10 protein-coding genes are annotated in these 14142 nt (G+C 62.6%); 1 reads left to right on the forward strand and 9 read right to left on the reverse strand.

Annotated features, from left to right (window positions below; translation table 11 throughout):
• Positions 1 to 6: 6 nt before the first annotated feature.
• The 8 genes from ABIB60_RS07290 to ABIB60_RS07325 all read right to left on the reverse strand — a co-directional run bounded on the left by ABIB60_RS07290 (position 7) and on the right by ABIB60_RS07325 (position 12499).
• Positions 7 to 1437, reverse strand: a complete 1431-nt coding sequence (locus tag ABIB60_RS07290; RefSeq protein WP_354578815.1) for a 3' terminal RNA ribose 2'-O-methyltransferase Hen1 — start codon at positions 1435 to 1437, stop codon at positions 7 to 9.
• A 190-nt stretch (positions 1438 to 1627) separates the two neighbouring features.
• Positions 1628 to 3532: a cytochrome-c peroxidase gene (locus ABIB60_RS07295; RefSeq protein ID WP_354578817.1), complete on the reverse strand. Its 1905-nt coding sequence runs from the start codon at positions 3530 to 3532 to the stop codon at positions 1628 to 1630.
• A 301-nt stretch (positions 3533 to 3833) separates the two neighbouring features.
• On the reverse strand, positions 3834 to 5309 hold the full coding sequence (locus ABIB60_RS07300; RefSeq protein WP_354578819.1) for a PhoX family protein: 1476 nt from the start codon (positions 5307 to 5309) through the stop codon (positions 3834 to 3836).
• Positions 5310 to 5766: 457 nt separating this feature from the next.
• Positions 5767 to 8508, reverse strand: coding sequence for a choice-of-anchor I family protein (locus tag ABIB60_RS07305; protein WP_354578820.1), 2742 nt, complete (start codon positions 8506 to 8508; stop codon positions 5767 to 5769).
• Positions 8509 to 8567: 59 nt separating this feature from the next.
• Positions 8568 to 9998: a GH1 family beta-glucosidase gene (locus ABIB60_RS07310; RefSeq protein WP_354578822.1), complete on the reverse strand. Its 1431-nt coding sequence runs from the start codon at positions 9996 to 9998 to the stop codon at positions 8568 to 8570.
• A gap of 310 nt (positions 9999 to 10308) precedes the next feature.
• Positions 10309 to 11349 carry a glycosyltransferase family protein gene (locus ABIB60_RS07315; RefSeq protein WP_354578824.1) on the reverse strand — a complete coding sequence of 347 codons (1041 nt, stop codon included), beginning with the start codon at positions 11347 to 11349 and terminating at the stop codon, positions 10309 to 10311.
• 26 nt (positions 11350 to 11375) lie between these two features.
• The gene (locus tag ABIB60_RS07320; RefSeq protein WP_354578826.1) at positions 11376 to 12275 is read right to left on the reverse strand and encodes a UDP-2,3-diacylglucosamine diphosphatase; all 900 of its coding nucleotides are present in this window, start codon (positions 12273 to 12275) and stop codon (positions 11376 to 11378) included.
• On the reverse strand, positions 12272 to 12499 hold the full coding sequence (locus tag ABIB60_RS07325; RefSeq protein WP_354578828.1) for a hypothetical protein: 228 nt from the start codon (positions 12497 to 12499) through the stop codon (positions 12272 to 12274). The genes ABIB60_RS07320 and ABIB60_RS07325 overlap by 4 nt, the downstream gene beginning before the upstream one ends.
• A gap of 248 nt (positions 12500 to 12747) precedes the next feature.
• Between ABIB60_RS07325 and ABIB60_RS07330 the strand changes: the two genes are divergently transcribed.
• Positions 12748 to 13308, forward strand: a complete 561-nt coding sequence (locus tag ABIB60_RS07330; RefSeq protein WP_354578829.1) for a hypothetical protein — start codon at positions 12748 to 12750, stop codon at positions 13306 to 13308.
• A 156-nt stretch (positions 13309 to 13464) separates the two neighbouring features.
• On the opposite strand, the gene ABIB60_RS07335 is transcribed toward ABIB60_RS07330, so the two are convergent.
• Positions 13465 to 14100 (reverse strand): NUDIX domain-containing protein, encoded by a 636-nt coding sequence (locus ABIB60_RS07335; protein WP_354578831.1) that lies wholly within the window; start codon positions 14098 to 14100, stop codon positions 13465 to 13467.
• Between the last annotated feature and the right edge of the window lie 42 nt (positions 14101 to 14142).

Consider the following 14142-nt stretch of genomic DNA (forward strand, 5'->3'; position numbering starts at 1 on the left):
GGCCTGCTACACCTCAAACACGGCGAGCTGCGAGGGGGCACCCACTTCCGCGTACTCGGGGCCCAGGGGCTCGATGCGTACCCGGTAGCCGTGGCGCTCGGCCACGCCGGCGGCCCAGGCAGCAAACTGCTCCCGCGTCCACTCGAAGCGGTGGTCGGAGTGGCGGAACTCGCCGGCTGAAAGGGTTTCGTAACGCTGGTTATAGTCGGCGTTGGGCGTGGTGACGAGCACGGCCCCGGGGCGGGCGCGGGCAAATACCACCTGCTCGAAGGCAGCCAGCCGGCTTTCATCCAGGTGCTCAATAACTTCCACCACGGCAGCGGCATCGTAGCCAGCCAGGCGCGGGTCGTGGTAGAGCAGGGAGCCTTGGGTGAGAGTGAGCCGTTCGCGCTGGCGCGGCGGCATCTCGGCAACGTGCAGGCGCTGCCGGGCCCGCTCCAGCTCCCGCCACGATACATCCATACCCAGCACATGCTCCACCTGCGGCAGCTTCAGCAGCCGGCGCAGCAGCTTGCCTTCCCCGCAACCCAAATCCAGCACCCGCTGGGCCCCCAGTCGCCGGATTTCCTCCGCCACGCGGTCCAGGCGCAGGTCGTGCAGGTTTTGCGACGGCGTGACGGGTTGTTGGCTGCTGGCTGCCCACTCGGTTTCACTGCCTTCCGCCGCCGCAATCAGCGGCTCGTCGTCGGAGGCCTCGGCATCTGCGGCCAGCAGGCGCTCCAGCATGGGATTCACAAACTCGGCGAAGCGCAGGTAGCGGCGCGTGATAAACTCCCGGTCGGGGTGCTGGGGTAGCCAGGCCCCACCCCGGCGCAGCAGTTTTTCGGCTTCCTCCTGCGTTATCCAATAGTGCTTGTCGCCGCGGTCCAGCACCGGGATGAGCACGTAGAGGTGGCTAAGTAAATCCTGCAGGCGCAGGGCCGGGTGGCGCAGGCGCAGCGTGTGGTAGCGGCTGGGGCCCCAGTCGGGCACGGTGGGGTCCAGGGGGTGCGCTTCCAGGCTGATTTCGTAGCCCAGGGGCGCAAACAGGCGGTACAGTTGCTCGGGGCTGGCGGCGGGCAGGGCGGCCACGGTGGCTTCCAGGGGCAGCAACACCGCGGGCAGTTCGGGGCGGTCCTTGCAGGTGCCGTTCAGGGCCGTATTGAAGGTTTTGGCCAGGGCCGTACTCAGGAAGGATGAGGCCGCGTAGGGTCGGTCATTTACGTATTGCTCCAGGGCAAACCCCTCCCCGGCCGGCCCCCGGTGGTTGCGCACCAGCCCAATGGGGTCAATATCCAGCAGCAGAGCGGCCGTGCAACGCTCCGCCGTGGCCTCGGGGTAGAACACGTGGGCCTGACCGTAGGCAATATCCACGGACTGCAGACGGGCCGGGTTCTTATGTAACAGGTAGCCCAGGTCGGTAGCGGGCTGGTGGGTAGTGGAAATGGTTAAGAGCATGGATACACTTGGGCTGATAGAACACGGCACCGCCGAAAACGCGGGCAATAGGCAATATACGGGGTTTGAGCCGCGCCTAGCGGAATTGCCATACACTGCACGTCATGCTGAGCCTGTCGAAGCATCTCTACTGAACGACGCAACGAAGCGGTAGAGATGCTTCGACGGGCTCAGCATGACACGTTCTTTATTATCTCCTGTACTGCTCAGGTGCGCTCATTGGGCCAGAAGTCGTATCGGTGAGGGCCAGCAGGAAGGCTTTGAGGGCGCGTTGGTCAGCAGCGGAGAGGTGGAGTTTGTCGGCGGGCAGGGTTTGGTTGGGCACGTGGAGGCCCAGGCCGCTGCCTCCACCTTCGTTGTAGAACTCAATAACCTGCTCCAGGGTGCGGTAGGCCCCGTTGTGCATGTAGGGCGCGGTAAGGGCCGCGTTGCGCACCGTCGGAATCTTGAAGGAATGGCGCAGCTGCGGCAGCTGCACCTGGGCGTAGCGGCCCTGGTCGGCATCGAGGCGGCGGCTACCGGGCGCGGCCGGCACGCCCAGCACTTCCGATTCGGCCTCGGTGAAGCCGGGCGGCACCGTGCCGTTGAACAGGGGCGCGAAGTGGCAGGTACCGCACTTGCCCGCGCCCATAAACACGTTGAAACCCCGGATTTCCTCCTTGCTTAATACCTCCCGCTGGCCCCGTACGTACTGGTCGAAACGGGAATTGAGGCGAATAAGGCTCCGCTCATAGGCCGCCAGGGCGGTTTGAATCTGCACGGGCGTGATGCGGGGCTCCACTCCTACTTCACTGCCGGGAAACGCCCGCCGGAACTGGCGCACGTACTCGGGACGGCCCTGGAGGCGGCGGGCGGCCGTTTCCAGGGAGCCGTGCATTTCGTCGGGGTTGCCCACCACGTCCACGGCCTGGTTTTCGAGGGTGGTGGAGCGCAAATCGTAGAACTGCCCGGCCTGCAGGGCGGCGTTGAGGATGGTGGGCGTATTGCGACGCACGAGGCCGCCGGGTGTGAGGGTGGCATTTTTGGCGAGGCCATCGGTGAAGGCCTTCTCGGGCTGGTGGCAGCTGGCGCAGGAGCGGCCTCCGGGGCCCGAAAGCACGGGGTCCTGGAACAGCTGACGGCCCAGGGCTATGCGGACTTCGGTGCGGTAATGCCGGGTGGTAGGCGCGTAAAAATCGGGGTTGAAAGCCGCCGAATCAAAGAGCGTGGCCGCATCCGGGCGCAACGCCCGCACTTCCTCAAACGGCCGAATCCCAAGCTGCACCTGGCAGGCCAGCAGCGCCCGGCCCAGCGGATTAGCGTGGGCGGTGAGGAAAGCCAGCCGGTCGAAGTTGTTGAAATCCGGGTGCTGACGGGCGTACTGGGCGGCCCGGGCAAGCTGCCGCTGCGCGGCTCCGTAGGCCTGGCGCACCGAATCGGGGGCGGAGCCGGCGGGCTCGTAGTGGGCCAGCAGTGGCTGCAAGGCCGCCAGCGCGGCGGCCGTTTCGGGGAAGGTGGCCGTGGGGCTCAGGGGCGTATCGAACCCGGTAATGCCCAACGATACCACCCGGAACACCTGCAGGCGCAGCACATCAAACACGTGGGCATCCGACAGCTCCTGCACCTGCCAGCGGGTGCGGGCATTGCTGATTTCGCGGTGCAGGGCCCGTACTTCCCGCTCCAGCTCGGCGCGGTTGGCGGGGTCGTATTCGGGGTACAGCAGGCTCTCAATTACTTGCAGGCCGCCGGGCTCAAAATCCTTGTTTTCGGCTACTTCTACCTCCCCTACGGGCGGACCGTTGAGCAAGCGGGCCGTGCCGGGCATGTAGTATTCCGTGAACGGTTCCACCCGCTTGTACAGCAGCCGAGCTTGCCGAAAGCTACGCCGGAGGGAGTCGGGAGAGGCGCCGCGCCGGGCTTGGGGTAGCAATTGTTGCTGCACTTGGTGCTGCAGGCGTGCTAACTCCTGGGCTACGTGCTGCTGCACGCGCTGGGCGGGGGTGCTGGCGGAGGCTGCCGGGCTGCCCGGACGGGAGCAGGCACCAGCCAGGGCCAAAAGGGCCGCCAACAGCAGCGGGGCGCAAGATCGGCAAGCGATAAGCAGGGAGCGAAGCATGGGCAAGCAGGTGAGCGGAAGTCGAAAGGGCAGATACCAGCAGCCCCCCGCTGCATAAGGGCGGAGGGCTGGATAATAAATAAGGCAATATGATTGACTATTGATGGAACGTCATTCCGAGGGAAGCGAGGAATCTCGCATGCTGACGTTGCAATGCTACCCGTCATGCTGAGCGAAGCGGAGCGTAGTCGAAGCATCTCTACCGCTTCGTTGGATTACTAGCACAACGTCAGCCCGCGAGATTCCTCGCCTTCGCTCGGAATGACGGTCTGGTGCTCAGCGCGAAATCCTCAAAATCCCCTTACCGCTGCACGCCGCGCACGATGACTACCTGGCCGCCTTCCTTATTCTTGTTGCGGGTTTCACTGGAGCCGTCGGCATTCAGGTACTTGTCGTCCTGCCAGGTGTGGGGGTGCAGGTTGAGCAGAAAGGTATTGGGCACGCCCACCATATCAGAAATATCCTGCATGGCACCGTACTCCCAGGTGCTCAGGCGCTGGTCGTTGCTTTTGTTGTACTTGGCGTTGAAGGTGGCATCGGTGCGGCGGTGGTTCATTTCCAGCATGGGCTTCAGCTGCTTGCTGCTCATGCCATATTGCCACACGCGGCCGTCGTGCTTGTTGTTGGCGTAAAACGAGTCACCGTCTTCCTGGATGTATACGAAGTCGTTGGTCACGCACAGGTTGTCGGGGTTCACGATGCTGTTGCCGGGGTCGGTGGCGCCATCCACGGCTATTTCCAGCTTGCCCTTCAACACGTTATCGGCCTGCATAGTAAGCTTGTACACGCGGCCCCACATGGTAAAGCCGGTTACGGGCGTTACCTTATCCGACTGGCTCACGCCGGTGGCGGTGAAGTACACCTCCCGGCCCGCGCCGTTGCCGCCCTTGCGGTAGTCCACGTCCTCTACCCGGGCAAACTGAATGGCGTTTTTGGCAATGGATTGCGCCGCAATCTGGGCGCCGGTGGAGGTTTTGGCGTTGTCCACTTCCACAAACTCCACGTCGTACTGCTGGCCGGCCACCATGTTGGTTTCCACCGGGTCAGCGGTGGTGCGCTTGAGCATGTAGAGTTTGCCGTTGTCCAGGTCGCCCACGGTGTTGCTCACATAGGCAATCAGCTGGCCGTTGCCGCTGTCTTCCCCAATGAGGATGACGGTTTTGCCGGGGAAGGCGTCTTTGGGCAGCGGCACGGCGTTTTCCATGGAGGCGTGGCCCAGGGCCGGCTTCATGCGGCTGCGGTCCTTTTTGTTGGCCGGGCCCAGCGGGTCGAGGGCGTGCACCATGCTTTCCCCGTCGGTTTCGCCGGCCGTCAGAAACATGGGGCCGAAACCGTGCTCCTCGGGCGTGGCCAGCGTGGCCGAGCACAGGCGGAAGTTGCCCCCGTCCCCGTCCAGAATGTACTCGCCCTTCACCGGCTTGAAGGTTTTATCCAGGTACACCCGCGACACCGAGAACATGATTTCGTGGTTGTTGAGCAGGATGTAGCCTTCCCCGTTCGGGTTTTTCAGGATACCCGAGCCGTCGGGCTGGGCGCCGAAAATGAAGCCGGGCGACTCCGGCAGCACGTCGTCGGAGCTGATCAGGGGCAGAATTTCCAGGTTCTCAAAGCCGCTGAGTGACTTTACCAGCGCCGGATTCACCGAGTGGGCTTTCAGCTGCACCTCCGAGGTGGGCGTCGAGTTGTTGGTAGAGTCCGAGTCGTTGCAGGCGCCCAGTAAGCCCAGCAGCAGCAGAGCCGGCAGTTTGGGCGCGAGAGAATAACGGTTGAAATACATTACGGGAGAGGTTGGTGAAATGATGCCGCAAAGGACTTCTGGGGGCATTATTTCAGCATTACCGACCTGTTACTGTAGTGCTACTTTCTGCCACTTAATTCTTTGATTTCAATAACAATAACATAACACTACTCTCCTGTTCGCCAGAAAATAACTATTACCCAAATAGCAAAACGCCCCGACTGCTGCCAGCCGGGGCGTTTTGTCCTTTTGTAAACACATTAATTCAAAACCGACGGACTGCTCTCATGCTAGAGAATGTAGAATCCTTCAATATGGAACGTCATGCAGAGGCGCAGCCGAAGCATCTCGCGTGCTGACGTTGTGCTAGTAATCCAACGAAGCGGTAGAGATGCTTCGACTTCGCTCAGCATGACAGATAGCATTGCAATGTCAGCACGCGAGATGCTTCGGCTGCGCCTCTGCATGACGTTCCCAAGGCTCCAAGCCATGCCCTCTACCGTACCACCAGCCGGGAGCTGGCCCCGTCCTCGGCCCGCAGCACGTACACGCCCGGCGCGAGGCCGGTGGTTTCCAGCTGGGTGGCTTTACGCAGCGTGCGTACGGGGCGGCCCAGCGCATCATGCAAGGTGCCCGACACGGGGCGGCTCAGCTGCACCCGGCCCTGGGTGGGGTTGGGGTAGAGCTGCAACGGAGCGGCGGTACGGGCCGAGGCCGTAGCCGTAACGGGGCCGCGCGTCTGGATGCCGTACACCGACACCGTGCTGCTGACCTCGTTGGCGAGTAGCAACAGGGGCTGGCCGGTGGGGCTGTTGGAACCGGAGATGAACACGATGCCCTCGGGCCCCTGGTCGCCGGTGCCGCTGGTGAGGCTGCGGTTGTTCACGTATTGCACCAGCCTGGGCTGGGCGGGGTCGTTCACGTTGAACACGGCCACGCCCCCAATGCGCTCCAAAGAAACGAAGGCATACACCGTGTCGCGCACTATGCCCGTGGCTACACCCTCAGGCTCGGGGCCTTTGTCGTCGGAGCGGTTTTTGCGGCTGGGGTTGCCGGTGGAGTTGCTGGCGTTGAAAATGGCTCCGTAGGCGGCATCGGTGCTGGTGAGGCGCTCCAGCAGGTCGCCGCTGTCGTGCACCAGCGCGCCGGAAGTAGCGTTGAAGATGCTGAACGAGCGGCCCCCAAAGGCGTAGATTTCGTCAAAGTCCCCGTCGCCATCCGTGTCGCCGAGCTTGTTGGTGACGTTGAGGCGGCCCAGAGCCTGCATGTTTTTCAGCAGAGCAGCATTGGGGAAGCGGGTGGCATCCAGCGGGTAAGCCGCGTCGCCGAGGCGCACGGCTTCCGTCAGGGCCGTGTACTCACGGGCGTCGCCCTCATTGGCCGTGAGCAAATAGCGCTGCCCGGCCACTTCAAAGGCGGCAATGGCATCGGGCTGGCGCATGCCTTTGATGGACCAGTTAGCCAGCAGCACCTCCGGGGTCTGGTCGGAGGCATCCAGCGCGAAACCGGCCTGGGCGTGGTCCTGGTAGCCCACCGGGCGCAGGGCGGTGAACTGTTTGGTAGTGAGGTCCAGCGTGGCAATGGCGTTGTTTTCCTGGATGGTTACGTAGGCCGTGCGCGAGTCGCTGGACAACGCCACGTACTCCGGCTCCAGGTCCTGGGCCACGGTACTGGGCGCGGCCGCGGTACCGCCGTAAATTCGGATGCCCAGCTGGCGTAGCGCGGCCGCCTGGCTATTGTAGCCCGTGAAGCCCACCGTAGTTACGCTAGCCTGGGTGAGGCCGGCCACTCCCCCACTGAAATCAATCACCGACACCGAGCCCTCGGGGTCCAGGGAGTAGTCCGACTTCGGCTCGCCCTCGTTGGCCGTAAGGATCAGCTGGCCGTTGGGCGAGAAGGTAATCATATCGGGCATGGCCCCTACAGTTACCTGCTTCAGAAAGGTGCCGTTCTGGTCAAAGAACACCACCGAGCCATTCTGCTGCGAGTCGGCGTTTTCAATGGCGCAGGCCACTACCCCGCCGCGTACGGCCACGGAGTTGATGTTACCGTAGGGCTTAATGTCAATGGACGCCACCGCCACGGGCACCCCCGAAGTCGGCAAACTCAGAATATCCAGCTTGCTCCCCACCGAGTTAGCCACATACAGGCGTTGGGTGCTGGGGTCGTGAGCCACAATTTCGGCCGAGTTGGTGCCGGCCGTGCCGTTCTGGTACGAGGCCAGCCGGTTGAACGAGAGGTTGCCGGTCCGCGCTGGAGCGGCATTCTCGTTGTCCTTGATGTACACCAGCACTTCCGTTGCGCCAGTGGCCAGGGTGGCATTGGTGGGGTTTTGCAGCTTCAGGGTAAAATACTCCGCCCCTTCGGCCAGCGCGTCATCCGTAATCGGGATGGTAAGCGTCTGGGCAGTATTGGCAATTGCCGGGAAGGTCAGCGTCTGAGTAGTAGCGTAAGTGAAATCCTGGCCGGCCGTAGCAGTACCCAGGCCCGGCACCAGCGCCACCTCCACGGTAGAGGCCACAGTAGCCGACGGGTTGGTGATGCTCACCGGAATGCTCACGGTACCCGCGTTTTCATTCACCACGGCCGTGGCGGTAGCCAGGCGCAACGAGGGCACCACGGCGGTGGTAGAGCGGCCCAGCTCCACTTCGTCCCAGGCGGCCCAGTCGTCGTTGCCGTTCTGCTTGGCGGCCAGGCGCAGGCGCACGTGGGTGGCCGAGGCGGGCACGGCAACGGTTACCGTCTGGTAGGCGCGGGTGTCTTTATTCAGTTGGGTGTAGGTTTTGGTAGCGGGCCAGGCGGTGCCGTTGTCAAATACTACCGTGTACGCCAGCGAATCGGCGCTGCTGCCGCTGTCGAAGCCGTTGCTAAAAAACCGGAACGACACTTGATTAGCCGCTGCGCTACCGCTCTGGATAGCCACTGGTGCGAAATCCAGGTAGTGCCAAGTAGGCTGGTCGTTGTTCGTGGGGTTTTGCAAATCCTGCATGGCCCAGAGCAGAGCCCCGGCCGCCGGCACGGCCTGTACCCCGCTGCTGCCGGTGGTGCCCACGCTGGCCACGGGGGCCCAAATATCCGAGAGGCTGGGGAAGTTATAGGTGGCCGGGGTAGCCGTGAAGCTCCAGGTATCGGCGGCGGTGTTTTCGAAGCCCTGGCGAAGCGTTTGGGCCAGGGCCGGGCCGTTCAGTAAAAGGCCCAGCAGCGAGAGGCTCGCCCATTTGGGTAGAGGTTGGTGCATTCCGGGAAAGAGTTGGTGAAGGAATGCGCCAAAGCTACCGGGGCACTGTTAGGCCAACTTTACGAGGCAGTTACCGAATCGTGAAGCCCCGATTCCAGCCCTACCGCCTCTCCCGCCAGAAACCGCCCGTACCAGTGGCCCGAATCTTTGATGGTGCGCCGCTGGGTTTCATAATCTACGTGCACGAGCCCAAAACGCGGCCCGTAGCCCTCGGCCCACTCAAAGTTGTCAGTAAACGACCAGGCAAAGTAGCCCTCCACTGGCACGCCCTCCCGCCGGGCCCGCAGCACCTGCCCAATGCAGGCCTGCAGGTAGGCCTGCCGGGCCACGTCGGGCACCCGGCCCATAAGGTTGGGTTGGTCGGGGAAGGCCGCCCCGTTTTCGGTGACCAGCAGGCGGGGCGCGTTGGGGTAGGCCGCAAACTGCCGCAGCATGTGGTAGAGGCTTTCGGGGTACACCTCCCAGCCCATGTCCGTAAACGGCACGCCCCGGGCCGCCGCGCCCACCAGCCGGGCCCAGAGCAGCGGCACGTAGGGCGCGTGCTGCACTACTTCGCGGGTGTAGTTCTGCACACCCAGAAAATCAAAGGCAAACGGCAGCCGAGCCTCGTCGCCGGGTTGATGGTAGCGGTCCAGCCAGCTCAGCACCGGCAAATCGGCCACGGGGTAGCCCAGGCCCAGGGCGGGCTCCACAAACAGGCGGTTGAGTAGGGCATCGGCGCGGCGGGTGGCGCGCTCATCCCGGACCAGGCCGGGCCGGCTAGGCGTTACGTAGGAGCAGGAAAACGTGGTGCCAATTTGGGCCGAAGCCGGCAGCGCGGCCCGCAGGGCCCGCCCGCCTTCGGCCTGTGCCAAGGCCGCGTGGTGGGTAGCGGCTAGAAACGCGCCCAGACTGCGCCGACCCGGCGCGTGCACACCCAGCAGGTGGCCGGCTCCGGTGAATACCATGGGCTCATTCAACACCATCCAGTGGTGCACCCGGTCACCGAAGCGAGCGGCCAGCAGCTCCACGTAATCCGTAAACCAGCCCACCACGCTGCGGTTGGTCCAGCCGCCTAGGCGCTGCAGGGCCAGCGGTAAGTCCCAGTGGTAGGCCGTCAGCCAGGGCGTGATGCCGCGCTCCAAACAGCCGTCGATCAGCCGGTTGTAAAATCCTATTCCCTTTTGGTTAATACTTCTTTTACCAGCTGGCATAATCCGCGCCCAAGCCACTGAAAAGCGGAAATTTTCTATATCCATTTGGTTTAACAATTGGATATCATCGGGCCAGCGGTGGTAGAAGTCAGTAGCCACATCGGCCGTTTCGCCTCGCTTGATGCGGCCCCGGCGGCGCACGAAATCATCCCAGATGCTGGGGCCTTTGCCATCCTGATTCCAGGCTCCCTCCGTCTGGTACGCCGCCGCCGATACTCCCCAGCGGAAGTTCGTCCCGAAATCGGCCCGAGTGAAGATGGGCGGGCTGGAAGCCGGATGAAACGCGGGAGGAAGCATGAGGAAGGATGAGGTGGTTGCAGTTTTTTTAGAGGGAGTTGATATTGTCAGAACGTCATTCCGAGCATGTAGCAGCTTCGCGAACGGTGTAGAGACGCGTATTCGCGTCTCATTGTTGAACGACAATCGTTGTTCCGGCTCCCACGATTGAGACGCAAGTATGCGTCTCTACACCGTTCGTAAAGCTCCTATAGTAATCCAACGAAGCGGTAGAGATGCTTCGCCTCCGGCTCTGCATGACATTCCTGCTAACTTCGGAGCGGCTTCGTTCCGATAACGCTGGAAAATGGCATTCCTGAACAGTTCCGCATCATACGCCCAGCCGCAGAATTTCGCTCTTCACAATTTCACCTTTAAATCCCCTTCCCGCTTCCAGCAGCAGCTTATTCAGCACGGCGGCGGTTTCATCGGGATAGTCCACGGGCACGGGGAGGCCGTATTGGAGCCAGTGGTCCACTACGGCCAGAGACTTATCCTTGAGATTTTTGACGACGGTCACGCCCATATCGGCCAGGGCGGCGGCGTTGCAGGCCTGCTCATACTGCTGCTTCATGGGCAGCACCAGCAGCTTCTTGCCCAGGTACAGGGCCTCTGCAGGCGTTTCGAAGCCAGCTCCGCAGAGCACACCGGCGCTTCGGGCCAGGCTGTCGGTGAAGGCCGACCCGCTCACGGGCCACACCTGCACGTTACCATGCTGGGCGGGCTGCGGGCTGTGCTTGCTGAAGACGTGCCACTGCACCGTGCGGCTCAGGTAGCGCAGGCGGCGCACCAGCGTTTCCTCATCAAACGCCGGCAGATACACCGTGTAGTGGCCCTCGTTGGAGGGCACCAGCTCCCGCACCTGCCGCCGGATAACGGGCGTGCTGATGTGGGGCTCGTAGCGCTGGAAGTGGAAGCCGTAGTGGCGCGTGGCGGGCGCGTAATGGCGCAGCACCGCCCGCCCCACCGGGTCGAAGGAAGCCGGCTGGGGCGCGTATTCGCTGAGCACGGCCGACTGGTGACTCAGGGCCACGCAGGGCACGCCCCGCTGCTGACAGGCCCAGGCCGAAACCGGCTCAAAGTCGCTAATTACCAAATCATACTCCTCCACGGGTAGCTGCCGGATTTCGCGCAGAAAGGCCTTGGAGTTAATCTGCACGAAGGTTTTGACGAAGTTGATACCGCCCTTCCGACCAAAGATAAATCCCAGCCCGTGGCAGCGGTAGCGCACCGGAAACGGCAGCGGAATATCGGCCGGCGGCCCGCTTACCAGCACATCTACTTCTCCCCGTTGCTGCAGCAGCGGTACTATATCCAGGGCCCGGCTCAGGTGCCCGTTGCCGGTGCCCTGAATGGCGTACAAAATGCGCATGAAGCGAGAATAACAACAAGAAATGACTACCCCACCCCCATTTCGCGCAGCAGGCCGGCTAGCAGCGCGGCGGCGGGCGCATCGGCCGCGGCTTCCGCTTCGTCGGGCTCGGCGGGGTGCGCAGGGGCGGGTTGCTGCATGCGGGGGTCGAGGTGGTAATGGTAGAGCTGCCAGCCAGTTTCGGCGGTGTACTCCAGGGCCGTGAGGTTTTCCACCCAGTCGCCGGAGTTCAGGTAGCCGACTTCGCCCTGGGCGGTGGGCAGGGGCTTGATTTCGGGGCAGTGAATGTGGCCGCAGGCTACGTAGCGGTAGCCTTTGTCGGCGGCAATGGCGGCGGCGGTCTGCTCAAAGTCGCTGACCAGGCTCACGGCACTTTTCACCCGGTCCTTCACGGCCTTCGACAACGCCACCCGGGGCCGCCCCAGCCGCACCAGGCCCCAGTTCACGAGGCGGTTCAAGAGAATCAGCACGTCGTAGCCGTGGCCGCCCAGGCGGGCCAGCCAGCGCGAGTGGCGCATGGTTACGTCGAATACGTCGCCGTGAAACAGCCAGGTTTTGCCGTGGGGCAGGTCCAGCACCAGCTTGTTGTCGATGCGCAGCCCCCCCAGCCGGGTGCCGGCAAACTTGCGCAGCAGCTCATCGTGGTTGCCGGTGAGGTAGTAGATGCGGGTGCCCTTGGCCGCCAGCCCGGCCAGGTAGCGCACCACCCGCATGTGGGCCGGGGGCCAGTAGTTTTTGCTAAACTGCCAGATATCTACAATGTCGCCGTTGAGCACCAGGGTGCGGGGCCGCACGCTTTTCAGGTAGCGCAGCAGCTCGGGGGCGTGGCAGCCGTAGGTGCCCAGGTGCACATCGGAAATGACGCACACCTCCAGGCGCCGCCGGGCCGGCTTACGCGGGGTATTAGTGGTTAGGGAGTTGCTCATAGAGCCGGGCGGGCCGTGAGGCCGGGGCGGGGCCGGGTGCGCCGCCCGGGGCGAGGGGCTGTTACCGGGCCGTCCTCATCGGCGGCGTGGCTGAAGTGCCAGGGCAGCCGCACAGCGCCCACGGAGCGGAGGGCGTAGGCCAGCACCAGGGCCAGCTGAAACACGCAATAGGCCGCCGCGCGCACCAGCCGGCGCAGCAACGATAGGGCAATGGGAGTCCGCATGCTTTCTACCCGGTTGATCTACTGCAAAAATCGGTGGGACAGATGATGCCGGCATTACCGCCGAGTTACGGTTTCATCACGTTTGGCCTGAGCAACAGCGGCCTGCCGCCCGCTTGATCGGGTAGTAGTTGCTTTCCGCCGAATTCCGGGAGGTGGTAGCCGAAACCTGCGGCGGCGGGCCGGGCATTCTGTATCTTTGTATCCTCCAAAATTTGCCGTTGTCATAATTCGCCTTTTCACCTTCTCAGATGAAGAAACTTCTCCTCCTCGCCATTCTGGTGCTGAGCACACTGGCTGCCTCGGCCCAGTACATGCCCGGCAAGCCCCGTAAAAAATACACTTTCCCCAAAAAGGATGAGGAAAGCCCCTACGTGCTCAACGTTACCAAAAACACGGATGAGGATGCCGAGGTAGATGCCTGCGTAACCCGCGTGGCCTACCGCCCCTACAGCATGCTGCTCACGGAAATCAACGAGCTGAAGCGCATGAACAGCTGGGCCGACACCACTTACCAGCGCCGCTTTGCGCAGTTGCCCGCCGGGGGCCAGCTCACCGTAACCATGTACCGCCGGGGCGCCCCCAACGCCGACCCGGCCTACCTGAGTCTGGTAGCCAAGGATAAGGAGGGCAAGGAAGTGCTGAACGTACCGGGCCTAACGGCCGGCAATGGCCGCTTCTGGAACCGGGACCTATACATGAGCAAACGCACTATACCATTTGTTAAAGTCGAAGCCCCCCAAGATATTACCCTGGTTATCAATGACGCTAAAACCAAGCAAAACTTCGAATATATCATCAAAGCGGAGTAGACAACCAGTATAACCAAATGTAAAAACGCCTTGGATTCCGTGGAAACCAAGGCGTTTTCTTTGTGCGTGGGGTAAGGTCAGGCATCATCTGCCCAGCCTGCCTACCAGTACGAGCTATACTCTACTCCGGAGTCACGGCTCCTGCTGAATGGGAGCTTATTGCGGGGCTTCCCGCAGGCGGGCCCACTGCACGGCAATGATGGTTTTGGCATCCTCGAAGGCCGCTTGCCACAGCTCCTCGGCCCGGAACAGCACAGCCTCAATTTTCTCGTTTTCCTCGGCTAAGCCTCCCCCTTGCCCCGACTGCTGGCTGACCTCGGCGTAGAACACGGTAATGACTTCGGCGCTGGTGCCGGGCGAGGGCAGCATGCGGGTGATGAGTTCCAGCCGGTCTACTTCATAGCCCAGCTCCTCGTGAATTTCGCGGCGGATGGCGGCCTGGGGCTCCTCGTCTCCGTCAATCATGCCAGCGGCCAGCTCCACAATTTCATCCTCGGGCCCAATGCGGTACTGGCGAGTGAGAACGTACTGCTGGGTGCCGGTGTGATACACCAGTGCGGCCACGGCCTTGCCCGGCTCAAACCGCTCCCGTCGGAGCACATTGGGGCCATCCTGCACTTGCAGCTGGCTGAGTTTGTAATGCCCATGGTAGGCTATTTGGCGGTCGATAACGTGCATAATGCGGCAGTAAGTAGGAGAAGAAGCGAAAGGTAGGGAGTTGCCGTATACGGCAGCCAGCAGCAGCCCGCTTTTCTGCGGGAACAGTTTTTCGCCCCGGAAAGCGGCTTCCAATTAAAAACCCGACCTTTGCGGGCTCTTCTATAGCAGTATCAT

The organism is Hymenobacter sp. UYP22 (genome assembly GCF_040547285.1).
Classification (GTDB): domain Bacteria; phylum Bacteroidota; class Bacteroidia; order Cytophagales; family Hymenobacteraceae; genus Hymenobacter.